At 73.1% G+C, this 22,179-nt stretch carries 23 protein-coding genes; 15 read left to right on the top strand and 8 right to left on the bottom strand.

Annotation, left to right across the window (positions count from 1 at the left end):
* Positions 1-14: 14 nt before the first annotated feature.
* A complete protein-coding gene (gene phoU, locus AB0C22_RS28775; RefSeq protein ID WP_219464876.1) occupies positions 15-668 on the bottom strand; it encodes a phosphate signaling complex protein PhoU in 654 nt (217 codons plus the stop codon).
* A 211-nt stretch (positions 669-879) separates the two neighbouring features.
* Between phoU and AB0C22_RS28770 the strand changes: the two genes are divergently transcribed.
* Positions 880-2,163, top strand: a complete 1,284-nt coding sequence (locus AB0C22_RS28770; RefSeq protein WP_219464874.1) for an ATP-binding protein — start codon at positions 880-882, stop codon at positions 2,161-2,163.
* 21 nt (positions 2,164-2,184) lie between these two features.
* On the top strand, positions 2,185-2,868 hold the full coding sequence (locus AB0C22_RS28765) for a response regulator transcription factor (RefSeq protein WP_091242387.1): 684 nt from the start codon (positions 2,185-2,187) through the stop codon (positions 2,866-2,868).
* Between the two features lie 18 nt (positions 2,869-2,886).
* Here AB0C22_RS28765 and AB0C22_RS28760 read toward each other — a convergent pair whose 3' ends face one another.
* Positions 2,887-3,699: a hypothetical protein gene (locus tag AB0C22_RS28760; protein ID WP_219464872.1), complete on the bottom strand. Its 813-nt coding sequence runs from the start codon at positions 3,697-3,699 to the stop codon at positions 2,887-2,889.
* A 73-nt stretch (positions 3,700-3,772) separates the two neighbouring features.
* Between AB0C22_RS28760 and AB0C22_RS28755 the strand changes: the two genes are divergently transcribed.
* Together AB0C22_RS28755 and AB0C22_RS28750 are read left to right on the top strand one after the other, a co-directional pair.
* Positions 3,773-4,717, top strand: coding sequence for a Ppx/GppA phosphatase family protein (locus AB0C22_RS28755; protein ID WP_357538056.1), 945 nt, complete (start codon positions 3,773-3,775; stop codon positions 4,715-4,717).
* 76 nt (positions 4,718-4,793) lie between these two features.
* Positions 4,794-5,600, top strand: coding sequence for a sugar phosphate isomerase/epimerase (locus AB0C22_RS28750; protein WP_219464871.1), 807 nt, complete (start codon positions 4,794-4,796; stop codon positions 5,598-5,600).
* Positions 5,601-5,769: 169 nt separating this feature from the next.
* Here the strand turns inward: AB0C22_RS28750 and AB0C22_RS28745 are convergent, their stop codons facing one another.
* From AB0C22_RS28745 to AB0C22_RS28735, 3 genes are read right to left on the bottom strand one after another with little or no spacing between them, the layout of a single operon-like run.
* Complete coding sequence (locus AB0C22_RS28745; protein ID WP_208568315.1) at positions 5,770-6,318, bottom strand: CGNR zinc finger domain-containing protein; 549 nt, start codon at positions 6,316-6,318, stop codon at positions 5,770-5,772.
* A 19-nt stretch (positions 6,319-6,337) separates the two neighbouring features.
* Positions 6,338-7,504, bottom strand: a complete 1,167-nt coding sequence (locus AB0C22_RS28740) for a glutathionylspermidine synthase family protein (protein ID WP_219464870.1) — start codon at positions 7,502-7,504, stop codon at positions 6,338-6,340.
* 2 nt (positions 7,505-7,506) lie between these two features.
* A complete protein-coding gene (locus AB0C22_RS28735) occupies positions 7,507-7,788 on the bottom strand; it encodes a hypothetical protein (protein WP_357538053.1) in 282 nt (93 codons plus the stop codon).
* A gap of 135 nt (positions 7,789-7,923) precedes the next feature.
* Between AB0C22_RS28735 and AB0C22_RS28730 the strand changes: the two genes are divergently transcribed.
* The 5 genes from AB0C22_RS28730 to AB0C22_RS28710 all read left to right on the top strand — a co-directional run bounded on the left by AB0C22_RS28730 (position 7,924) and on the right by AB0C22_RS28710 (position 11,820).
* Complete coding sequence (locus tag AB0C22_RS28730; RefSeq protein ID WP_357538051.1) at positions 7,924-8,844, top strand: proline dehydrogenase family protein; 921 nt, start codon at positions 7,924-7,926, stop codon at positions 8,842-8,844.
* Between the two features lie 179 nt (positions 8,845-9,023).
* The gene (locus AB0C22_RS28725; RefSeq protein WP_091242358.1) at positions 9,024-9,236 is read left to right on the top strand and encodes a helix-turn-helix domain-containing protein; all 213 of its coding nucleotides are present in this window, start codon (positions 9,024-9,026) and stop codon (positions 9,234-9,236) included.
* A gap of 233 nt (positions 9,237-9,469) precedes the next feature.
* Positions 9,470-9,571, top strand: coding sequence for an AURKAIP1/COX24 domain-containing protein (locus AB0C22_RS28720; protein WP_007465623.1), 102 nt, complete (start codon positions 9,470-9,472; stop codon positions 9,569-9,571).
* Positions 9,572-9,691: 120 nt separating this feature from the next.
* Positions 9,692-10,765 (top strand): NAD-dependent epimerase/dehydratase family protein, encoded by a 1,074-nt coding sequence (locus AB0C22_RS28715; protein WP_219464869.1) that lies wholly within the window; start codon positions 9,692-9,694, stop codon positions 10,763-10,765.
* A gap of 197 nt (positions 10,766-10,962) precedes the next feature.
* Positions 10,963-11,820, top strand: a complete 858-nt coding sequence (locus AB0C22_RS28710) for a lysophospholipid acyltransferase family protein (RefSeq protein ID WP_219470394.1) — start codon at positions 10,963-10,965, stop codon at positions 11,818-11,820.
* 108 nt (positions 11,821-11,928) lie between these two features.
* Here the strand turns inward: AB0C22_RS28710 and AB0C22_RS28705 are convergent, their stop codons facing one another.
* From AB0C22_RS28705 to AB0C22_RS28695, 3 genes are all read right to left on the bottom strand, one after another.
* Positions 11,929-12,801 carry an HAD-IB family hydrolase gene (locus AB0C22_RS28705; RefSeq protein ID WP_219464868.1) on the bottom strand — a complete coding sequence of 291 codons (873 nt, stop codon included), beginning with the start codon at positions 12,799-12,801 and terminating at the stop codon, positions 11,929-11,931.
* A 109-nt stretch (positions 12,802-12,910) separates the two neighbouring features.
* Entirely contained in the window at positions 12,911-13,774 is an 864-nt protein-coding gene (locus AB0C22_RS28700; RefSeq protein WP_219464867.1) for a DUF5667 domain-containing protein, read from the bottom strand.
* A 230-nt stretch (positions 13,775-14,004) separates the two neighbouring features.
* Positions 14,005-15,081 (bottom strand): ECF subfamily RNA polymerase sigma factor, BldN family, encoded by a 1,077-nt coding sequence (locus AB0C22_RS28695; RefSeq protein ID WP_219464866.1) that lies wholly within the window; start codon positions 15,079-15,081, stop codon positions 14,005-14,007.
* Between the two features lie 711 nt (positions 15,082-15,792).
* Between AB0C22_RS28695 and AB0C22_RS28690 the strand changes: the two genes are divergently transcribed.
* The 6 genes from AB0C22_RS28690 to hemB all read left to right on the top strand — a co-directional run bounded on the left by AB0C22_RS28690 (position 15,793) and on the right by hemB (position 22,038).
* Complete coding sequence (locus tag AB0C22_RS28690) at positions 15,793-16,047, top strand: glutaredoxin family protein (protein WP_208568308.1); 255 nt, start codon at positions 15,793-15,795, stop codon at positions 16,045-16,047.
* Positions 16,048-16,340: 293 nt separating this feature from the next.
* Positions 16,341-17,111: a redox-sensing transcriptional repressor Rex gene (locus tag AB0C22_RS28685; protein ID WP_208568307.1), complete on the top strand. Its 771-nt coding sequence runs from the start codon at positions 16,341-16,343 to the stop codon at positions 17,109-17,111.
* Positions 17,108-18,493 (top strand): glutamyl-tRNA reductase, encoded by a 1,386-nt coding sequence (locus tag AB0C22_RS28680; RefSeq protein WP_357538047.1) that lies wholly within the window; start codon positions 17,108-17,110, stop codon positions 18,491-18,493. The genes AB0C22_RS28685 and AB0C22_RS28680 overlap by 4 nt, the downstream gene beginning before the upstream one ends.
* Entirely contained in the window at positions 18,490-19,458 is a 969-nt protein-coding gene (gene hemC / locus AB0C22_RS28675) for a hydroxymethylbilane synthase (protein WP_219464865.1), read from the top strand. Before AB0C22_RS28680 ends, hemC begins: the two co-directional genes overlap by 4 nt.
* Positions 19,455-21,035, top strand: a complete 1,581-nt coding sequence (locus tag AB0C22_RS28670) for a uroporphyrinogen-III synthase (RefSeq protein WP_219464863.1) — start codon at positions 19,455-19,457, stop codon at positions 21,033-21,035. The genes hemC and AB0C22_RS28670 overlap by 4 nt, the downstream gene beginning before the upstream one ends.
* Before the next feature lie 19 nt (positions 21,036-21,054).
* A complete protein-coding gene (gene hemB / locus AB0C22_RS28665; RefSeq protein ID WP_219464861.1) occupies positions 21,055-22,038 on the top strand; it encodes a porphobilinogen synthase in 984 nt (327 codons plus the stop codon).
* The last annotated feature ends 141 nt before the right edge of the window (positions 22,039-22,179 follow it).

Genomic DNA, 22,179 nt, shown 5'->3' with positions numbered 1-22,179 from the left:
TCGCGCGGTGCGGGTCAGCTCGTGGCGGGGACGGTCTCCCCGGTGATCAGGTAGACCACCCGCTCGCCGGCGTTCACCGCGTGGTCGGCGAACCGCTCGTAGAACCGGCCGAGCAGGGTGGCGTCGATCGCCGTCTCCACCCCGTACGGCCACCCGTCGCCGAGCAGCATGCCGAACAGGCTCTTGTGCAGGTCGTCCATGACGTCGTCGTCGCGGTCCAACTCGGCGGCGATGTCGGCGTCGGGGTTGGCCAGCACCTTGCCGATCTTCTCGGCCATCCGGTCGGCGACCGACGCCATGTCGGTGAAGACCGGTCGCAGCTCGGCCGGCACCGCCGGGGACGGGTGCCGGCGCAGGGCGGTCTTCGCCACGTGGTCGGCCAGGTCGCCCATCCGCTCCAGGTCGGCCGCGACGTGCAGGGCGGTGATCATCGCGCGCAGGTCGGAGGCGACCGGCGCCTGCCGGGCGAGCAGGTCGCAGACCCGCTCCTCGACGTGTTGGTAGAGGTCGTCGATCTCGGCGTCCCGCGCGATCACGGTCTCGGACGCCTCGCGGTCGGCGGTGAGCAGCCCGCGGGTGGCCTGGCGCATCGCGGCGCGCACCCCCTCCGCCATGTCCACCAGCAGTTGGCTGACAATCTGCAGGTCGGCCCGGAACTCGTCGCGCATCGTCACTTCCTGGGGTCGGTGCCGCCGGCAGCCCCGAGGACCGTCGGCGTACGGGTTGAGCAGGTGCGGGACCCACCGTAGGCGGGGGCGACGGACCGCAGATGAACCCGGGTGAACGACGCGGGGCCCGGGAGTGAATTTCTCCCAAAGCGAGTGTGGTTCGTCCTGTTATGGGCGATAGCCAGGTTAACAATGACCCTACGATCGCCGGGTGGAGTGGGCGGTGGCGATCGTGGTGGCCCTGGGGACCGGACTGGTCGCCGGGCTGCTGCTGTCGCGAACCGTCCACGACTGGCGACGCCGGGCGGCGTCGTCCGGGAGCGAGGGCTCCCGCTGGAACCTGGGGAGGCGTGCGATTCCCGACGACCAGTCCGGCGGGCTGACCGGGCTCGGCCGCAAGACCATCGACTCACTCCGCGCCGGTGTCGTGGTGCTCGGCCCGGACGACGTGCCGGTGCTGGTGAACCCGGCCGCCCGGGCGATGGGACTGCTCCGTACCGGCGCCACCCCCGGCACCATCGCGGCCCATCCGCTGATCCGTACCCTCGCCGGGCAGGTCCGGCGGACCGGGGTGCGGCGCGAGATCGAGCTGGACCTGCCCCGGGGTCGCGACAACGCCGGGGAGAACCCGCTCGGCGTGCACCTGCGGGCGATGGGCATCGGCGGCGGGTACATCGCCGTCGAAGCCGCCGACGTCACCGAGTCGCACCGGCTGGCCCGGGTGCGGCGGGACTTCGTGGCCAACGTCAGCCACGAGCTGAAGACCCCGATCGGGGCGCTGCAACTGCTCGCCGAAGCCCTCGTCGACGCCACCGAACCGGCCGACGGCGCACCCGACCTCTCCGAGGACATGCTTGCCGCCCGCCGGTTCGCCGAACGCATCCAACACGAGTCGACCCGGCTCGGCCGGCTGGTGCAGGAGCTGCTGGAACTGACCCGGCTCCAGGGCGCCGAGCCGCAACCCGCGCCGGAACCCGTCGCGGTCGACTGGGTGATCGCCGAAGTGCTCGACCGGACCCGCACCTCGGCCGCCGCCCGCCGGGTTCAGGTGATCACCGAAGGACAGCGGGGGCTGACCGCGTACGGCAGTGACAGCCAGCTCGCCACCGCCGTGTCCAACCTGGTGGAGAACGCGATCACCTACTCCGGCGAGGACACCACCGTGCGGGTCACCACCCGGGCGGACGACGACCACGTCACGGTCTCCGTCACCGACCAGGGCATCGGCATCGCCCCCACCGACGTCGACCGGATCTTCGAACGGTTCTACCGGGCCGATCAGGCCCGGTCCCGCGCCACCGGTGGCACCGGCCTCGGCCTGGCCATCGTCAAACACATCGCCAGCAACCATGGCGGCCGGGTGGAGGTGGCGAGCACCCTGGGAGGGGGCTCGACGTTCACCCTCCGGCTACCCGCCGGCCCGCCGGACGCCCTGGAGACGATACTGCCGTCCGCTGGGATCGAGCCCGGCCCGGCCGAACTGCGCCGGTCCTGACCGTAGGAAGGAAACACCCCGTTGAGCCGCGTACTGGTGGTCGAGGACGAGGAGTCGTTCTCCGACGCCTTGTCGTACATGCTCCGCAAGGAGGGTTTCGAGGTCTCCGTCGCCGCGACGGGCACCTCCGCCCTCACCGAGTTCGACCGGACCGGCGCGGACATCGTGCTGCTCGACCTGATGCTTCCGGAGATGTCCGGGACGGAGGTCTGCCGGCAGCTGCGACAGCGCTCGCACGTGCCGATCATCATGGTGACCGCCCGGGACAGCGAGATCGACAAGGTGGTCGGGCTGGAAATCGGCGCCGACGACTACGTCACCAAGCCGTACTCGCCCCGGGAGCTGGTGGCCCGGATCCGGGCGGTGCTGCGCCGGCAGAGCCCCGAGGTGACCGAGTCGGGTGCGCCGACGCTGGCCGCCGGCCCGGTCCGGATGGACATCGAGCGGCACGTGGTGACCGTCGACGGGACGACCGTGCAGCTCCCGCTCAAGGAGTTCGAGCTGCTGGAGCTGCTGCTGCGCAACGCCGGCCGGGTGCTCACCCGGGGGCAGCTCATCGACCGGGTCTGGGGTGCCGACTACGTCGGTGACACCAAGACCCTGGACGTGCACGTCAAGCGGCTGCGATCCAAGATCGAACCGGAGCCGTCCGCGCCCCGGTTCATCGTCACCGTGCGCGGGCTGGGCTACAAGTTCGAGCCGTAGGCCGGCGGTGCACGGCGTTCACCCCTGCGGGCTGGCCGGGTGCGGGGCGATCTGACCCTGGCCCAGCCGGGCCGCGCACAGCTCGGCCAGCCTCGCGTACGCGGGTGCGCCGATCAGCGCGGTCAGCTCCGGGCCGTACGACAGGTACATCGGCTCGGTGCCGACGTGCGCGTCGGTCGACGAGGTGCACCACCAGTCCAGGTCGTGCCCGCCGGAACCCCAGCCCCGCCTGTCGAACTCGGCGAGCGTCGACACCAGCACCTTGGTGTCGTCGGGCCGCTTGGTCCACTCCTGGTCCCGGCGGATCGGCAACTGCCAGCACACGTCCGGCTTGTATTCCAGCGGGTGCACGCCGTCGCGCAACGCCTGGCCGTGCAGGGCGCACCCGCCTCCGCCGGGGAAGTCGGCGTCGTTGAGGAACACGCACGGGGCGTCCTCACCCCGGGTGGCGGTACGCCGGGCCGGATTCTTGCCGTCGATGGTGTCGGTCGCGGTCCAGTTCTTCGTACCCTTGCGGAAGTGCTGCCAGGTCTGCGGGGTGAGCCGCTTGACGGCCGCGCGGACCCGCTTCTCGTCGTCGGTGTCGGTGAAGAACGCGCCGTGCGAGCAGCAGCCGTCAGCGGCCCGGCCGGCGACGATGCCGTGGCAGCCCTGGCCGAACACGCACGTCCAGCGGGACAGCAGCCAGGTGAGGTCGGCGCGGACCAGGTGCCGCTCGTCGGCCGGGTCGACGAACTCGATCCACTCCCGGGGAAAGTCCAGCCCGACCTCCCGGCTGCGGGGGTCGCCGGGGTCGTCCACCAGCACGTGCAGCTCCACCTGGCTCGTCACCCGGACCAGCGTACGCGCGCCCGATGCGGCCGGCCGGCGTGCCACCGAAACCCGGTGGCCCTAGGGTCTTCCCATGCGGCTGGGTGTGCTCGACGTCGGTTCCAACACGGTTCATCTGCTGGTGGTCGACGCCCACCACGGCGCGCACCCGTGGGCGGCGCACTCCGAGAAGGTGGTGCTGCGGCTGGCCGAGCAGATCGGCCCGGACGGCGCGCTCACCCGGGCCGGCGCCGACGGGCTGGTCGAGGCGGTCGGCGCGGCGCGCGCGTCGGCCACCGCGCTGGCCGCCGACGACCTGCTGGCCTTCGCGACCAGCGCGGTGCGGGAGGCCACCAACGCGGCCGAGGTGCTGACCCGGGTGCGGGAGGAGACCGGCGTACGGCTGGAGGTGCTCTCCGGTGCGGACGAGGCGCGGGCGACGTTCCTCGCGGTGCGACGGTGGTTCGGCTGGTCGGCGGGGCGGTTGCTGGCGATGGACATCGGCGGCGGCTCGTTGGAGTTGGCGGCCGGCATCGACGAGGACCCGGAGGTGGCGGTGTCGCTGCCGTTGGGGGCCGGCCGGTTGAGCCGGGACCGGCTGCACGTCGACCCGTCGGGGCTGACCCCACCGACCGCCGAGGCCGTGGAGGAGTTACGGGAGTACGTCGACGCGCAGCTCGACCCGGTGGTGGAGAAACTGGCCGGGGTGGGCTGGGAACGGCCGGTCGCCACCTCGAAGACCTTCCGGACGCTGGCCCGGTTGGCCGGGGCGGCCCCCTCCTCGGCAGGGCTGTGGGCGCGGCGCAGCCTCACCCGGACGGGGCTGCGGCAGGTGTTGGGGTTCGTCCGGCACATCCCACCGGGCAAGCTCTCCGAGCTGGAGGGGGTCAGCGCCGGGCGGGCCCACCAACTGCTGGCCGGGGCGGTGGTGGCCGAGGCGGTGCTGCGCCGGTTCGATGTGCCGGCGGTGGACATCTGCCCGTGGGCGCTGCGTGAGGGCGTCATCCTCAGACGGTTGGATCAGCTGGCACCGATGTGACGTACGCCGGTGGTTGCGCGGCTTTTGCGGTTGCTCGTCCGGAACTGTGGTGGCGGGCCGGGCTACCCTCGGGGATGTGACTTCCCGCGTCCCGGTGCTCCTGTCCAGTTCCTCGGTCTTTCCTGAGCGGACCGCGGCGGCGTTCCAGCTCGCCGCGGCACTCGGCTACGACGGGGTCGAGGTGATGGTCTGGACCGACGCCGTCAGCCAGGATGCCGGCGCGCTGCGTGGCCTCGCCAAGCACTACGGCGTCCCGGTGCTGTCGGTGCACGCCCCCTGCCTGCTGGTCACCCAGCGGGTGTGGAGCCCCGACCCGTGGGAGCGGCTGCGGCGGGCCGCCGAGCTGGCCGACACGCTGGAGGCCCCGACGGTGGTGGTGCACCCGCCGTTCACCTGGCAACGCGACTACGCCCGGACCTTCGCCGACGGGCTGGGCACCATCGCCGCCCGGTTCACCGGGCTGCACCTGGCGGTGGAGAACATGTACCCGGTGCGGATGGCCGGTCGGCAGTTCGTCCCGTACGCGCCCGGTTGGGACCCGACCGACGTCGGCTATCCCGCGTACACCCTCGATCTGTCGCACTGCGCCGCGTCGCACAGCGACCCGCTGGCGATGGCCGACCGGATGGGTACCGGCCTGGCCCACGTCCACCTAGGCGACGGCACCGGGGAGGGCCGCGACGAGCACCTGGTCCCCGGCCGGGGCACCCAACCCTGCGCCGAGCTGCTCCGCTCCCTGGCCGGCCGCGGCTTCACCGGCTCGGTCGCGGTGGAGGTCACCACCCGGGGCGCCAAGAGCCGCGCCGTCCGCGAAGCCGACCTCCGCGACTCCCTCACCTTCGCCCGCGCCCACCTGACCGCCCCCACCCCCCTAAACGCCTAACCCACCCCCTCCCCACCCCCCCCACCCCCACTTCGCCTCGGTGATCAAGAGGTTTGCGTCATGTCCGAGCCCGAATCTGACGCAAAGCTCTTGGTCAACTGACGCAAAGCTCTTGATCACCGAGGCGGGGCGGGGCGGGGCGGAAGGGGGGAGAGGGCGGGGGGAGGGGTCAGGGGACCGGGGTGAGGGTGGGTTGCTCGGCGGCGCGTTTGCGGGCGCGGTGGGCGGCGACGTGGGAGCGGGTGGCACAGCGCTCCGAGCAGAACCGGCGGCAGCAGTTGGACGAGGTGTCCAGGTAGACGTTGCGGCAGCGCTCGTCGGCGCAGACCCCGAACCGGGCGCTGCCGTACTCGCAGAGCCACACCGACAGGCCCCACGCCGCGCCGGCCAGGTATTCGGCGCTGACCGACGCGCCCCGGCTGGTCACGTGCATGTGCCAGTCGCTGGAGTCGTGACCCGAGATGCGCGGCTGCACCGGGAACGCCTCCAGCATGGCGTTCAGTTCGGCCACCGCCTGGGCGTCGCGCCCCGAGGTGCCGTACTCGAAGACGTCGCGCAACCGCTTCTGCGCCCGCCGGAAGATTGCCAGGTCCCGGTCGGCGACCTCGTCGCGCATCCACGCGTTGTCGTCCGGAAAGAGGGCCCGCAGGTCGTCGAGGTCGTCCAGGTGGGCGTTGACTAGGTCAACCCCGGTCCTGGCGTACGCGTCGAAGTTCACCCGACCAACGGTAGACGACTCATGCGGCACGCGGCGCGTCGATGTAGTGCGGCAGGAAGCGCGCGTAACCGTCGGTGATCAGACTTTCGCTCTCCCGGATGCCGACGCCTGCGGACCCGCCGTCGACGATCCAGCTGCCCAGCACCATCCGACCCCCGTCGAACTGCGGCAACGCCCGGAACTCCTGATAGCAGAAGCCCTCGTCACCATAGATCCCCGGATTGCTGATCTCCGTGTCGCCGGTGACGATGCGTACCGAGCCGCCCTCCCGGCCGAGCAAGGGCTTCGCCACGTACTCCGGCATTCCGCGCGGTGAGTCCAGGTAGGCCGGGAGCAGCAGCTCGTGCCCCGGGTACAGCTCCCAGAGCACCGCCAGCAGCGCCTTGTTCGACAGCAGCAGCTTCCAGGCCGGTTCGATCCAGGTGGTCGGGGTGCCCGGCTCCAACGCCGGACGGCCGTACGGCTCGGCCAGCATCCACTCCCACGGGTAGAGCTTGAAGCAGGTGGTGACCGGCCGGTCGGCGGCGTCGACGAAGCGCCGGCCGTCCCAGCCGACGTGCTGGATCGGCAGCAGCGTCACGTCGAGCCCGGCCTGCCGGGCCGTCTCGGCCAGATAACCGGCGGTGATCTGGTCCTCGCCGGACTCCTCCTCGTTGGACCAGCACACGTGCACCCGCCGGTCGTGCAGCCCCGCTCCGATCTTGGCCCACGCCCCGACCAGCCGCTCGTGCAGGCTGTTCCACTGGTCGGCGTCGGGGCGGGTGTCCTCCAGCCAGTACCACTGCACGATGCTCGCCTCGACCAGGGCGGTCGGAGTGTCGGCGTTGTACTCCAGCAGCTTCGGCGGCCACGAGCCGTCGTAGGCCAGGTCGAACCGGCCGTACAGGGTGGGTGGGCGTTCGTGCAGCGACCGGGCCACCGCCTGTGCCGCCCAGTCGGGGATGCCGAACTCGGCGTACCGGTTGCGGGCCACCACGTGCTCGGCGGCGGCCACCGACATCCGGTGCAACTCCTCGGTCGCCTCCTCCAGCCGGAGCACCTCGTCGAGGTCGAAGACGTACGCGGCGGACTCGTCCCAGTACGACATGATCTCGCCGTCGGGCAGTTCGGTGTCGACGTACACCAGGCCCTGGGTGCGGATCACCGCGTCGAACTCCGGGCGGGGGGTGACCCGCTCCCGGCGCACCGTCAGCCGCCGCAGGAGGCGAGATGGGTGCCGAAGCCGCCGCGCTCCGGCAGCGCGCCGGCCACCGGGTCGGGTGCGGCGGCCCGGGGGTCGATGCCGACGGTCGGCACCTGCATGGCGAGTGCCACGGTGTCCCCGCCGCCGACCGGCCCGAGGGCGCAGTCGTCATCGTCGTCGTCGGAGGTGAGGTTGCAGCCGGAGAGGGCGAGTGCCAGCGCGGTGAGCGCGCCGATCTGCACGGAGGCCGACCGCAGCCGGCGGCGGGGGTGTCGTTCCACGCTCATGGTTGTAACTGATCCACGCCACCGGCGCGTCCCCTGACCGGCCCGTACCGTGGCCGGAACCGGTGCGCCCCGCCGCCGGGCACGGTCCGCCCCGCCGCCGGGCGCGGTCCCACGGTCGGGCGTTACGCTCGGCTCATGCTCCGTTCCGTCATCCTCGCCGCCTCCCGGTCATCCCAGGTCGAGCGGCTCGTCGCGACGGCCCCCCTCACCCGGGACGTCGTCCGCCGGTTCGTCGCCGGCACCGGCACCGACGACGCGTTGCGCGCGACCCGCGAACTCGTCGCCGACGGCCTGACGGTCACCCTCGACAACCTCGGCGAGGACACCGTCACCCCCGACCAGGCCACCGCCACCCGGGACGAGTACCTCGCCCTGCTGCGGGCGCTCGACGCCGCCGGGCTCACCCCGGCCGCCGAGGTGAGCGTCAAGCTCTCCGCCCTCGGTCAGCGCTTCGACGAGCAGTTGGCCTACGACAACGCGCGGGCGATCTGCGCGGCGGCCGACGAGGCGGGCACCACGGTCACCCTGGACATGGAGGACCACACCACCACCGACTCGACCCTGGACACGCTGGTCAAGCTGCGTAAGGACCACCCGTCGACCGGGGCGGTGCTCCAGGCGTACCTGCGGCGGACCGAGTCGGACTGCCGGGAGTTGGCCGGTGCCGGGTCGCGGGTCCGGTTGTGCAAGGGCGCGTACGCCGAGCCGGAGTCGGTGGCGTACCAGTCGGCCCGCGAGGTGGACAAGTCGTACGTGCGCTGCCTCAACGTGCTGATGTCCGGGGCGGGCTACCCGATGCTGGCCACCCACGACCCGCGCCTGATCGCCATCGGCGAGGACCGGGCCCGCTGGTTCGACCGGGGCCCCGGCGAGTTCGAGTTCCAGATGCTGTACGGCATCCGCCCCGACGAGCAGGCCCGGCTGGCCGGTGAGGGCTACACGGTGCGCACCTACCTGCCGTACGGGGAGGACTGGTACGGCTACCTGATGCGCCGCCTCGCCGAGCGCCCCGCGAACCTGGTCTTCTTCGGTCGGGCCCTGGCCTCGAAGAAGTAGGCCATCCGGGAACACCAGGTCACGACCGGGTGAACGACGCCCGGTGCGCGATGAGTTGTGGGAAGGGATCGCGCAGGTCACAGCCGCCCCGCTACCGTACTGGTAACACGCGCGTTGCCGGCCCGTGCGGAAGCTCCGTCGGGTGGCGCGCGCCGGGCATGGGATGGGTCGGGTGAGCCATGGCCGGGTCGCAGTCCTCCGACGGTCGGCTGTCGGATGTCAGGTTCCTCACGGTCGCCGAGGTCGCCGCGGTGATGCGGGTGTCCAAGATGACGGTCTATCGCCTGGTGCACAGCGGTGAACTCACCGCCGTCCGGGTGGGCCGTTCGTTCCGGGTGCCCGAGCACGCCGTACACGACTATCTGCGTGGGGCGTTCCAGGAGACCGCCTGATCGCGCCGGTCGCGGCCGTACGACCGCACCGATCGCGACGTAACGGGCATCGGCTGGGGGCGCGTTGGTCCTGCTGACGCTCTCCGGCTACCCTGGAGCCGATCCTGAACCGTGCGCCGGTGTGCCCCGCCGCCACCAGGCTGGGTCCAGGTCCGTTGTCCGCAGAGCGGCCACCGGCGTCACCATCTCGACGCCGGGCGTCCGTGCCGAACGTTGCATCGAAAGGCTGTCGTATGGGCTCGGTGGTCAAGAAGCGCCGCAAGCGCATGGCTAAGAAGAAGCACCGCAAGCTGCTGCGCAAGACCCGCGTCCAGCGTCGCCGTCTCGGCAAGTGACCGACGCCGGGTCACCACCCGGCGTCCGGCACAACTTGCCATCTGTCGACCCCCGGAGGCTCAGGTGATCAGGCCGCGGACATCCCGGCTCGATCTCGCCTGCCGGTCAGGGCGTGCGCGATGACCCCCGGTGGCACCCCAGGTGCTCCGGGGGTCGTCGTCGTGACCGGGGTCGGTCGTTATCTGGGGGCGCACGTCGCCGCCCGGCTCGCCGCCGACCCCCGCATCGAACGGGTGATCGGCGTCGACCCGGCCACTCCCGGCCCCGAGTTCGCCGGCCTGCTCGACCGGGTGGAACGCATCCGGCTGGACCTCGACTCGCTCGGCGGCCTGCTGGCCGACCTCGACGTCGTCGCCGTGGTCCATCTCGCCCTGGTCACCGCCCCCGACCCGCAGCAGGGCGGCCGGTCGGGGATGAAGGAACAGAACGTCATCGGCACCATGCAGCTGCTCGCCGCCTGCCAGCGGGCACCCCGGCTGCGCAAGCTGGTGGTCCGGTCGTCGACCGCCGCCTACGGCGCGTCCTTCCGCGACCCGGCGGTCTTCACGGAGGAGACCGAGCCCCGCGAGGTGCCGCGCGGCGGTTTCGGCCGCGACATCCTCGACATCGAGGGGTACGTGCGCGGCTTCCGTCGCCGTCGACCCGACGTGACCGCGACGGTGCTGCGCTTCGCCCCGTTCATCGGCTCCACCGCCGACACCACACTCACCCGGTACTTCTCCCAGCCGGTGGTGCCCACGGTCTTCGGCCGCGATCCCCGGCTCCAGTTCGTGCACTTCGACGACGCCCTGGAGGTGCTGCACCGGTCGGTCGCCGAGGACCACCCGGGCACGTACAACGTCGCCGGGCCGGGGGTGCTCTCGCTGTCCCAGGCGATCCGCCGGGCCGGTCGGGTGGCCGTGCCGGTGTGGGAGCCGGGGCTGTCCGGGGCCGCCGCGATCGCCCGTAACCTCGGCTTCGGCCGCTACGGCCTCGACCAGGTCGACCTGATCGTGCACGGCCGAGTGGTCGACACCCGCCGGCTGACCCGGGAGTACGGCTTCACCCCGCGCTCCACCGCCGTCGCGTTCGACGACTTCATCCGCGCCCACCACGGTGGTGCCGTCCTCAGCCGGGACCAGCTCGCCATGGCCGAGCAGATGGTGCTGGAGAGCATCCGGCAGGTCCGTTCCGCGGTCCGGGACCGTACGTGACCGAGCAGAACGGCCACCGTCGGCTCACCACGCCGCCCGTCCCCGCCCCGCCGTCGCGCAACGGGGCCCGGCCCGAGCCCACCGCCCCCGACCTGGCCCGCCCCGCGCCCAAGTCCGAGCCCGCGCCCGCGCCCAAGTCCGCGCCCGCGCCCAAGTCCGCGCCCGCGCCCGCCGAGCCTGACGCGGCCGGCCCTTCGGTGGCGGACCGGCCCGGTGACCAGTGGGACCGTCGGGTCGCCTCCGGCCTGGCGTTCCTGCGCCGCCGCCTCTCCGGCCAGTACGAGGTGGACGAGTTCGGGTTCGATCCGGAGCTGACCGGGGCGGTCTTCCATCCGCTGCTGCGGCTGCTCTACCGCGACTGGTTCCGCACCGAGGTGACCGGCCTGGAGCACGTGCCCACCGACGGGGCCGGCCTGGTGGTCGGCAACCACTCCGGCACGGTGGCCCTGGACGCGCTGATCCTCTCCGCCGCCCTGCACGACCAGCACCCCGCCCGCCGCTACCTGCGGCTGCTCGGCGCGGACCTGGTCTTCCGGATGCCCGTCGTCTCCGAGCTGGCCCGCAAGACCGGCGGTACGGTCGCCTGCAACCCGGACGCCGAGCGGCTGCTCGGCAACGGCGAGGTGGTGGGCGTCTTCCCCGAGGGGTTCAAGGGCATCGGCAAGCTCTACTCCGACCGCTACAAGCTGCAACGCTTCGGCCGGGGTGGTTTCGTCTCGGCGGCGTTGCGCACCGGCACCCCGATCGTCCCGGTCGCCATCGTCGGCGGCGAGGAGATCTATCCGATGCTGGCCGACATCAAACCGTTGGCCCGGCTGCTCAAGCTGCCCTACTTCCCGGTCACCCCGACGTTCCCGTGGCTGGGGCCGCTGGGCATGGTGCCGCTGCCCAGCAAGTGGCTGATCGAGTTCTGCCCGCCGATCCCGACCGCCCACCTGACCGACTCGGCGGACGACCCGCTGGTCGTGTTCAACCTCGCCGACCAGGTCCGCGAGACCATTCAGCAGACCCTGCACCAGCTGCTGGAACGCCGCCCCGACCCGTTCGGCCCCTGAGCCTGTGTCTCCGGCCGCCCGGCGCGGGGGTGTGGCGCGGTGGCCCGGTCCGGGGAGGGTGCGGCGCGGTGGCCCGGCGGGTCGGCTGCGGTCCGGGTGGCGCCGGGGTCAGGCCGGGTGGCGGCGTCGGTGCAGCGCCCGGCCGGCGGAGACCGCGCCGGCCAGCAGCCCCAGCGCCGCCGTCGACGGTACGGCGATCCGGGCGGCCCGGCGCCCGGTGCGGAAGTCCCGGACCTCCCAGCCCCGCTCCCGGGCGGTACGCAGCAACGCGCCGTCCGGGTTGACCGCCACCGCCCGGCCCACCGCGTCGAGCATCGGCAGGTCGTTGCAGGAGTCGCTGTAGGCGGTGCAGCGGGCCAGCTCCAGCCCTTCGACCGTGGCGAGTTGGAGGACCGCCTCGGCCTTCGCCGGCCCGTGCATCAGGTCACCCACCAGCCGGCCGGTGTACGCGCCGTCAACCACCTCGGCGACGGTGCCGATCGCGCCGGTCAGGCCGAGCCGGGCGGCGATCACCCGGCCGATCTCCACCGGCGCGGCGCTGACCAACCAGACCCGCTGGCCGGCGTCGAGGTGGCGTTGGGCGAGCCGTCGGGTGCCGACCCAGATCCGTGGTGCCATCAACTCGTCGAAGATCTCCTCGGCCAGCCGTTCGACGTCACCGACCCGCCAACCCTCGACGAAGGCGAGGGCGGCCTGTCTGGCCTTCGACATGTCACCGGCGTGCTCGGTGGCCAGCAACCGGAACCGGGCCTGCTGCCAGGCGAACCGGGCCAGGTCACCGGTGGTGAAGTAGCGGCGGGCGGCGAGCCCACGGGCGAACCAGTAGATCGACGCGCCCTGCATCATGGTGTTGTCGACGTCGAAGAACGCAGCGGCGAGGGAATCCGCCGGGGCGGGCCCGAGCGTCGGCGTCGCGTCCGCCCAGCCGGCGGTGTGCCCGTGGGCGTCGGTGCTGACGGTCACCTTGCGGGTGTCGGCCATCGCACCTCCTCCCGCGCCGTCGAGCGTGCCTTCGTTGACGAGCCTAGTCGGGCCGGGACGCCGGTCGACCGGTCCACGCAGGAACTGTGGCGGGTGACTCTGCCGCCGGTCAGCGGTCGATCGGGCAGCCGGCCGGGACAGGGCCGAGGGCGTCGCTGTCGACCGGGGCGGGTGACGCGCAGCTGATCGCGGCGCGCAGCGCGTCGGAGCGCTTGCGGATCGCGTCGAGCAGGGCGAGGGACTGCCGGGTGCGTTCCCGCTCGGCGGAGCCGGCCCCGTCGAGCAGGCCGGCCACCGCCCGACGTTGCCCGGTGACGAAGGTGTTCACCGCGTCCAGCGCCGCCGGATCGGTGTGCTGCGCGGCACCGGTGGTGAGCAGCCGTACGCCCTGCCGGGTGTCGGCGTCCATGTCGTCGAGGACCGCGCTGAACCCGGTCGCGTCGTCGCGGAGCGTCGCCGCCTCGTCGAGCCGGGTCCGGGCGAAGTCGAGGAAGAGTTGCCCGCGGCTGAGGTCCGACTTGGCCAGGGCTAGCTGGGCCCGTTCGGTGGAACGCTTCATGCCGTACAGGGCGTCGCCGGGCACCGCGTTCTCACTGGCGGCGGAGATGCCGGAGACGGCGATCGCCCCGGCCGCGATGCCCACCAGGATGGCGCCCCGGGCCCGGGCCCGGCGGGCGGTCGCCCCGCCCAGCAGCGAACTCCGGCCGGTGGCCTGCGGGGTGCCGGCCGCAGCCGGGTCGGTGGTGTGTTCCCGCTCGGCGGCGGCCACCAGCATGGCCCGCAGGCCGGCGCGGAACTCGACGTCCACGTGGATGTCAGGTCGCTCGGCGACGAGTCGCTGCCCGACCGCCACGAGCCTGGTGAGCTGGTCGTCGGCGCGGGATCGGACGTGGTGGCGTCGGCCGCCGTTGGCCTCGTCGAGAAGCTGGGCGAAGCGTACGGCCCGACGACGGGAGAAAAGGTCGCTGTCCACCGCAGGCACCCCCTCTCGCTGGTCACGGCCGGTCGGCCGCGGTGGTTCCCAGCGACCGGCGGCGGCGTGCACCGTCGTACCAGGGTCGTGGTCGGCGGCGCTGCCCTGGACCGGGACGGATCCGGGGGCGCCGGGACAACCACCGGCCGCACCCGGAGAAACGCTCCGTGCCGGGCACCGGTTACGGGGCGGCCGGCAGCGAAATCACGAAGAGTGATCGTTGCCGCAGGTCAGGGCTGGAAACCGTCGGGTAGCAGACGGGCCAGCGCGCGGACCGCGCGGTACTGCAACGCCTTGATCGCTCCCTCGTTCTTGCCCATCGCCCGGGCCGTCTCCGCCACCGAGAGGCCCTGGAGGAAGCGGAGCACGATGCACTCCTGCTGTTCCGGGTTGAGCCGGGTGACGGCGGTGAGCAGCGCGACGTTGGTGATGTGCTCGACCACCGCCGCCTCGGGGCTGCCCTCCGGTCCGCGGTCCTCCCGGTCGGCGTCGAGTACGTCACCGGTGGTCACCTCCAGCCGGTAGCGGCCGGACTTGAAGTGGTCGGCGACCAGGTTGCGGGCGATGGTGACCAGCCAGGCGCCCAGGTCGCGACCCTGCCAGGTGAAGCTGCCGATCCGTTTGAGGGCGCGCAGGAAGGTGTCCGAGGTGAGGTCCTCCGCCAGTTGGCGGTTGCCGACCCGGAAGTAGACGAACCGGAAGACCGTGTCCACGTACCGGTCGTAGATCAGTCCGAACGCCTCGGCCTCGCCGGCCTGCGCCCGTTCGACCAGCGTCCAGACCTCGGTGGCCGGGTCGGACGGGTCGGGTCGGCTCGGAAAGCCGGTGGGCGGGGTGCCGGTGGGCGTCGCGGTGGTGCCGGCCGGGGCGGGGGCCGGGGCCGTCGGGCGTGCGGTGTCGTCGGTCGGCACGGCCGGGACCAGTGCGGTGTCGTCGGTCGGTACGGCCGGGATCAGTGCGGTGTCGTCGGTCGGTACGGCCGGGATCAGTGCGGTGTCGTCGGCCGGTACGGCCGGGATGACGGCGGTCTCCCCGCCGGTCGGATCGGTCACGGCGGGGGGGTCGCCGACCCGGCGGCTCTGCGTGGGCATGGTGGGTGGCCGGGCGGGTGAGGTCACCCGGCCGGCCGGGGTGGCGTTGCCACCGGGCGCGGCGGGCCGGGGTGCCGCCTCGTTGGGGTGTGGACGCTGGTGCACCCGGCGGGACGCCGCCTCCGGGCGGGCCGGGTCCAACCGTTCGTTCACCGATGCGCGGGGCGTCGGCCCGGTCAGCCCGGTGGGATGATCCGGGTAGCCGAAGGCGGTCATCGGGCCTCCCGAGGGCGCGACACGGCCGGGCCCGGACGGCGGCGGGCAGCCGCCGCGCCGGGTCTGTCCCTGTCGGACAGGGCCGTGTGGTGGGGTGCCGACGCGCGGCAGATCCCCTTGAGGTGCTGGTCCAATGCGCGCACAGGCACGGGGGCCTCCTCGGGCTGAGGGGTGTCGACTCACGGCAAATGGGGTGAGCCGACCCGAGTGATGATAGGGCCAACGTCACCCGTGTGTGCCAAGTCCGTTACACAGGGCCAAAGTATTTGCCGGGGCCGCACAGCCTTGGCGGACCGGTTGTCCGTCGTGGTCGGTTGACTTTCACGTCGCGACTTGATCTGGGGTGGAAATTGCAGCTCAGTGGGGTGGTCGGCGGTCGACGACACGCCGTGGCGCCGGTCCGTTCACCGGTGTTCCCGGCCCCGTCCCGGCGCGGTCGGGGACCCGGATCGGCCCTCCGTTCGGGCGGGCCCGTTGACGCTGCGTGACCGTACGGTGTGTGGGCCTGGCCGGGCGGTCGGGGGCGTGCCAGACTCAGCCACCGCGCGACCGGCTCGGCCGTCCCGGGTGTGGCGCACCGGTGGACGGGCGAGACTGGGCGGGCGTGCCCGGCGCGTGTCGCCGGGCATCCGGCACCCGTGCGCACCGGTCCGTCCACCGCGCGCATCCCCGTCGCGGCCGAGTTCGGCCGCCCCGTACCCGGAGGTCCCGATGTCCACTGCCGCCCGGCTCGCCCTGATCACCCGACCCGGTTGTCACCTGTGCGAGGACGCCAAGGCCGCCCTGGAGCGGGTGGTGGCGGTCACCGGCGACCGGTGGGTCGAGAAGGACGTGACCGGCGACGTCGAGCTGGAGCGCGAGTACGGCGACCGGCTGCCGGTGGTGCTGCTCGACGGCAAGGAGCACGGGTACTGGCGGGTGGAGGAGGAGCGGTTGCTCAAGGATCTGACCACTCCCCAGCTCTAGGGTGGCGCGGATCACTGTGGGTCAGCAGTCGCGCGCGATTGGTGAGGGAAGTCGGGATTGCGCAATAATCGCGCGGCGGCACCCTTGGCGTGCCGGATCGATCTTGCGGGATGGGGGAGCTGGTGGAGGAGTGCCGCGATTCAGCAAGATCGCGATTTGTGCACGTCTTCACAAGCGCCTACTCTGTAGTTTCGACGCGCCCTGCTAGCACGGCCGGCTCACCCGGCCACCGGCGGGGGTCCCCCAACGGGCGGGCACCGGAGCCGGCCGAGGATCGCACCGCACGGAGTCTCATGAGTCAGCACCGTCACCCTGGCGTGCCCGGCCGCGCCGGTGCCGTACCGGCGCTCCCGGACCTCCCGGAGGCGACCGTCGCGCGGCTCCCCGAGTATCTCCGCGCCCTGCACAACCTCGCCGACGCCGGCCACGAGACGGTCTCCAGCGAGGGCCTGGCCGGGGCGGCCGGAGTCAACTCCGCCAAGCTCCGCAAGGACCTCTCCCACCTCGGCTCGTACGGCACCCGGGGCGTCGGCTACGACGTCGCCCTGCTGATCGACCAGATCGAGTTCGTGCTCGGGCTCACCCAACGGCGGGCCGTCGCCCTGGTCGGGGTGGGTAATCTCGGTCACGCCCTGGCCGGCTACGCCGGCTTCGCCGGACGGGGCTTCCGGATCGCGGCCCTCTTCGACGCCGACACGTCCCGGGTCGGCGAGATGATCAACGGGTTGGTCGTCCGGCACGTCGACGAGCTGCCCCGGGTCGCCGCCGAGGAGGCCATCTCGATCGGCGTGATCGCCACCCCGGCCCCGGCCGCCCAGGCGGTGGCCGAGCAACTGGTCGCCGTCGGCGTCACGAGCATCCTCAACTTCGCGCCGTGCGTACTCTCGGTGCCGGACGGGGTCGACGTGCGCAAGGTCGACCTCGCCATCGAGCTGCAGATCCTGTCCTTCCACGAGCACCGCAAGGCGTCGCTGACCGCGCTGCCCGCCACCGGCGGCTCCGCCCTCACCGCCCTGCCCGGCGGGCTCACGACCCCCGACACCCAGGAGGCGATCGGCACGTGAAGCTGCTCGTCGTCGGCGCGTCCTACCGCACCGCTCCCGTGGCTACCCTGGAGCAGTTGGCAGTCGCCCCCGCCGACCTCACCCGCACCCTGGACCGCCTGGTCGCCCAGCCGTACGTCGCCGAGGCGGTGCTCGTCTCCACCTGCAACCGGGTGGAGGTCTACGCCGCCGTGTCCGGTTTCCACGGCGGCCTGGGCGACATCTGCGCGGTCCTCGCCGAGCAGGCCGGCGCCCCACCCGCCGCGTTCGCCAACCACCTCTACGTGCACTACGACGCCGCCGCCGTCGACCACGTCTTCCGGGTCGCCGCCGGACTGGACTCGATGGTCGTGGGCGAGGCGCAGATCCTCGGCCAGCTCCGCGACGCCTACCACTGGGCCTCCGGCGCGGACACCGCCGGGCGGCTGCTGCACGAGCTGATGCAGCAGGCGCTGCGGGTCGGCAAACGGGCCCACGCCGAGACCAACATCGACCGGGCCGGGCAGAGCGTCGTCACCGCCGCCCTGGACCTCACCGCCGAGCTGCTCGACGGTGGCCTCACCGGCCGGCCGGCCCTGGTGGTCGGCGCGGGTGCGATGGGCGCGCTGAGCGTGGCGACGCTGTCCCGCCGGGACGCCGGCCCGCTCACCGTCACCAACCGGGGCGTCGACCGGGCGGTCCGGTTGGCCGAGTCGTACGGGGCGAACGCCGTCCCGATCGCCGGACTCGTCCCCGCGCTCTCCACAGTGGACATCGTAGTGGCCGCCACCGCGGCCACCGAACCGGTCCTCACCGTCGACGTGGTGACGGGGGCGCTCGCCCGCCGCGACCCCGACCGGGGGCCGCTGGTCCTGCTCGACCTCGCCGTCCCCCGCGACGTCGCACCCGAGGTGGCCGGGCTGCCCGGCGTCGAGGTGATCGACATCGACCGGATGGCCACCCTGCTCGCCGACGGCCCGGCCGCCGCCGACGCCGCCGAGGTCGGCCGGATCGTGGCCACCGAGGTCGAGGCGTTCCTGAGCTGGCTGCGCGGCGCCGACGTGGCACCCACCGTGGCCGCCCTGCGCGGACGCGCCGACGACGTGGTGACCGCCGAGCTGCGTCGGCTCACCCAGCGTCGCCCGGATTTCAGCGACGAGCAGCGCGCCGAGGTCGCCCGGACCGTGCACCGGGTGGTGCAGCGGCTGCTGCACCAGCCCACCGTCAAGGTCCGCCAGCTCGCCGCCGAACCGGGTGGCGACCAGTACGCCGCGCTGCTGCGCGAGCTGTTCGACCTGCAGGTGCCGCAGACCTCGCCGGTCGACTCGGTGCCCGACGTGGTCGAGACCGGCCATGGATCGTTCGAGGTCGCCGACGTGCCGACGACCGATACCGACCAGCCGCCCACCGGAGGTGAGCGATGAGTACCCCCCTGCGCCTCGGCACCCGGGGCAGCGCCCTGGCGATGGCCCAGTCCGGCCACGTCGCCGAGGCGATCACCGCGGCGACCGGCCGCGCCGTCGAGCTGGTCGAGGTGGTCACCGCCGGGGACCGGTCGTCCGCGCCGGTGCAGCGCCTCGGCGTCGGCGTCTTCGTCTCGGCGCTGCGCGACGCGTTGACCGCCCGCACCATCGACCTCGCCGTGCACTCCTACAAGGATCTACCCACCGCCGAGGCGAGTGGGCTGCACGTCGCGGCGGTGCCGCCCCGGCAGGACCCGCGTGACGCGCTGGTCGCCACCGGTGGTCGTACCCTCGCGGAGCTGCCGCCCGGGGCCGTGGTCGGCACCGGCGCGCTGCGCCGCATCGCCCAGCTGCACGCCCTCGGCCTGCAACTGGAGGTCACCCCGATCCGGGGCAACGTCGACACCCGGCTCGGCCGGGTGCTCGGCCCGGACGCCGACCTCGACGCGGTCGTGCTGGCCCGGGCCGGGCTGGCCCGGCTCGGCCGGACCGACGTGATCACCGAAACGCTCGACCCGATGCTGATGCTGCCCGCGCCCGCCCAGGGCGCGCTGGCCGTGGAGTGCCGGGCCGACGACTCCGACCTGGTCGAGCTGCTCGCCGTGCTCGACCACGCACCGTCGCGGGCCGCGGTCGTCGCGGAACGGGCGCTGCTGGCCACCCTGGAGGCCGGGTGCTCCGCCCCGGTCGCCGCCTACGCCGAACTCGCCGAAGGTGAGAACGGTGACGAGATTTACCTGCGCGGGGCGGTGATCAGCCCGGACGGTTCCCGAGACCTCCGGCTGTCCCGCACCGGAACGCCCGCCGACGCGGCGGAGATCGGCAAGGCACTCGCCGCCGAACTCCTCGAACTCGGCGCCGACTCGATCCTCGGCCACGAAGGAAGCACCGGCCCGGGGACCCAGCAATTTGGGAGCACAGAATGACCCGCACCCGTAAGCCCGTCGGCCGCATCGCGTTCGTCGGCGCCGGACCCGGTGACCCGGGCCTACTGACCCGCCGGGCCCACGACGCCCTGACCGACGCCGACCAGGTGGTGTACGACCGGGGAGTCCCCGAGTCGCTGCTCGACGTCGTGCGCGCCCAGGCCCGGGCCGACGCCCAGTTCAGCCCCGCCGAGGGCGTACCGGGCGACGTGGCGAAGATGCTCATCAGCGCGGCCCGCTCCGGGCTCAACGCGGTGCACCTGGTCGCCGGTGACCCGTTCGGCCACGACTCGGTGGTCAAGGAGGTGCAGGCCGTCGCGCGGACCGCCGCGCACTTCGAGGTGGTGCCGGGCGTCGGCCAGGCCGAGGGCGTCGCCACCTACGCCGGGGTGCCGTTGCCCGGGGTACGCACCGCCGCAGACGTCGAGGACGTCGGCACGCTGGACTTCGACGCGCTCGCCGCGGCCGTCGCCCGGGGCTCGCTGGCCCTGGCGGTCGACGCCGGTGACCTGGCCGCGGTGCGCGACGGCCTGCTGGCCGCAGGGGTGGACGGCACCACCGGGGTCGGGGTGACCGGCGACGGCACCGGCGAGACGCAGTACACCACCACGTCGAGCGTGGACTCGTTCGTCGCGGCGGCGCTCGGCTTCACCGGCCGGGTGGTGCTCACCGTCGGCGAGGGCGTCGGCCAGCGGGACCGGCTGAGCTGGTGGGAGAACCGCCCGCTGTACGGCTGGAAGGTGCTGGTCCCCCGGACGAAGGAGCAGGCCGGGGCGATGAGCGCCCGGCTGCGCGCGTACGGGGCGATCCCGTGCGAGGTGCCGACGATCGCGGTCGAGCCGCCGCGTACCCCGGCGCAGATGGAGCGGGCGGTCAAGGGGCTGGTCGACGGCCGGTACGCCTGGGTGATCTTCACCTCGGTCAACGCGGTCCGGGCGGTCTGGGAGAAGTTCGCCGAGCACGGGCTGGACGCCCGGCACTTCGGCGGCGTCAAGATCGCCTGCATCGGTGAGGCCACCGCCGACGCGGTGCGCGCCTTCGGCATCCAGCCGGAGCTGGTGCCCGCCGGGGAGCAGTCCTCCGAGGGGCTGCTGGCCGAGTTCTCACCGCACGACGAGATCCTCGACCCGGTCGGCCGGGTGCTGCTGCCACGCGCCGACATCGCCACCGAGACGCTCGCCGCCGGGCTCACCGAGCGCGGCTGGGAGGTCGACGACGTGACCGCCTACCGGACGGTCCGCGCCGCCCCGCCACCCGCCGAGATCCGGGACGCGATCAAGTCGGGCGGGTTCGACGCGGTGCTCTTCACGTCCTCCTCCACGGTGCGCAACCTCGTCGGTATCGCGGGGAAGCCGCACGCGCGTACCGTTGTCGCTGTCATCGGGCCCAAGACGGCGGAGACCGCGACGGAGTTCGGCCTGCGGGTCGACGTGCAGCCGCCGCACGCCTCGGTGCCCGACCTGGTCGAGGCGCTCGCCGCCTACGCCGTCGAACTGCGCGAGAAGCTCGCCGCGATGCCGGCGAAGCAGCGTCGGGGTTCGAAGGTGCAGGGGCCGACCGCGCTCAGGTTCCGCTAGTCGTACTGGGAGGCCCCTCATGCCGTACCCCGAGATCCGGCCCCGCCGGCTGCGCCGTAACGCGGCCGTGCGGCGGCTGGTCTCCGAGACCCGCGTCGACCCGGCGGAGCTGGTCGTGCCGATGTTCGTCAAGGAGGGGCTGACCGGGCCACGGGCCATCGCGTCGCTGCCGGGGGTGCTCCAGCACTCCCGGGACTCGCTGCGCAAGGCGGCGGTGGAGGCGGTCCAGGCCGGGGTCGGCGGGATCATGCTGTTCGGGGTGCCCGAGCAGCGGGACCCGACCGGCTCCGGCGGCATCGACCCGGCCGGCATTCTGAACGTCGCCATCCGCGACGTGGTGGCCGAGGTCGGCGACGCCACCGTGGTGATGAGCGACCTGTGCCTCGACGAGTTCACCTCGCACGGGCACTGCGGGCTGCTCACCCCCGACGGCGGGGTGGACAACGACGCGACCCTGGCCGCGTACGCCGAGATGGCGGTGGCGCAGGCGGACGCCGGGGTCGGCATGGTCGGCCCGTCCGGGATGATGGACGGTCAGGTGGGCGTGGTCCGCCGGGCCCTCGACGCCGCCGGTCACGCCGACGTGGCGGTGCTGGCGTACGCGGCGAAGTACGCCTCCGCCTTCTACGGCCCGTTCCGCGACGCCGTCGAGTCGGCGCTCGACGGCGACCGGCGCACCTACCAGCAGGACCCGGCCAACCTGCGGGAGTCCCTGCGCGAGGTCGAGCTGGACGTGGCCGAGGGCGCCGACCTGGTGATGGTGAAGCCCGCGCTGCCCTACCTCGACGTGGTGGCGGCGGTCCGGGCCGCCGTGGACGTCCCGGTCGCCGCCTACCAGGTCTCCGGCGAGTACGCGATGGTCGAGGCGGCTGCCGCGAACGGGTGGATCGACCGCGAGCGGGTGATGCTGGAGACGCTCACCTCGATCCGGCGGGCCGGCGCGCAGGTCATCCTCACCTACTGGGCGGTGGAAGCCGCGACGCTGCTCCGTCAGCGTTACTGACTCCCGGGGCGGCTTGGTCCGTGCCGCGAGCGCCGTGGCCCACCCTCGTCGGCGTCCCCCGCCCCCGGTCCGCCCTCCGTGCCCTGCCCTGGCCTCTGGGCTTGTGGCCCTCGTTCCTTGCTCCGGCCCCCGTTCCTTGAC

Origin of the sequence: Micromonospora sp. NPDC048894, from assembly GCF_040649765.1 — a bacterium.
In the GTDB taxonomy this organism is placed as follows: Bacteria; Actinomycetota; Actinomycetes; order Mycobacteriales; family Micromonosporaceae; genus Micromonospora; species Micromonospora antibiotica.
The sequence above is the reverse complement of the archived record's forward strand: the minus strand, read 5'-3'. Positions and strand labels throughout refer to the sequence as shown.

Coding starts and splice junctions, on each gene's coding strand:
- phoU (WP_219464876.1), bottom strand. CDS start 668: ATGCGCGACGAGTTCCGGGCCGACCTGCAGATTGTCAGCCAACTGCTG.
- AB0C22_RS28755 (WP_357538056.1), top strand. CDS start 3,773: ATGCGGCTGGGTGTGCTCGACGTCGGTTCCAACACGGTTCATCTGCTG.
- AB0C22_RS28735 (WP_357538053.1), bottom strand. CDS start 7,788: ATGAGCGTGGAACGACACCCCCGCCGCCGGCTGCGGTCGGCCTCCGTG.
- AB0C22_RS28730 (WP_357538051.1), top strand. CDS start 7,924: ATGCTCCGTTCCGTCATCCTCGCCGCCTCCCGGTCATCCCAGGTCGAG.
- AB0C22_RS28725 (WP_091242358.1), top strand. CDS start 9,024: ATGGCCGGGTCGCAGTCCTCCGACGGTCGGCTGTCGGATGTCAGGTTC.
- AB0C22_RS28720 (WP_007465623.1), top strand. CDS start 9,470: ATGGGCTCGGTGGTCAAGAAGCGCCGCAAGCGCATGGCTAAGAAGAAG.
- AB0C22_RS28715 (WP_219464869.1), top strand. CDS start 9,692: ATGACCCCCGGTGGCACCCCAGGTGCTCCGGGGGTCGTCGTCGTGACC.
- AB0C22_RS28705 (WP_219464868.1), bottom strand. CDS start 12,801: ATGGCCGACACCCGCAAGGTGACCGTCAGCACCGACGCCCACGGGCAC.
- AB0C22_RS28695 (WP_219464866.1), bottom strand. CDS start 15,081: ATGACCGCCTTCGGCTACCCGGATCATCCCACCGGGCTGACCGGGCCG.
- AB0C22_RS28690 (WP_208568308.1), top strand. CDS start 15,793: ATGTCCACTGCCGCCCGGCTCGCCCTGATCACCCGACCCGGTTGTCAC.
- AB0C22_RS28685 (WP_208568307.1), top strand. CDS start 16,341: ATGAGTCAGCACCGTCACCCTGGCGTGCCCGGCCGCGCCGGTGCCGTA.
- hemC (WP_219464865.1), top strand. CDS start 18,490: ATGAGTACCCCCCTGCGCCTCGGCACCCGGGGCAGCGCCCTGGCGATG.
- AB0C22_RS28670 (WP_219464863.1), top strand. CDS start 19,455: ATGACCCGCACCCGTAAGCCCGTCGGCCGCATCGCGTTCGTCGGCGCC.
- hemB (WP_219464861.1), top strand. CDS start 21,055: ATGCCGTACCCCGAGATCCGGCCCCGCCGGCTGCGCCGTAACGCGGCC.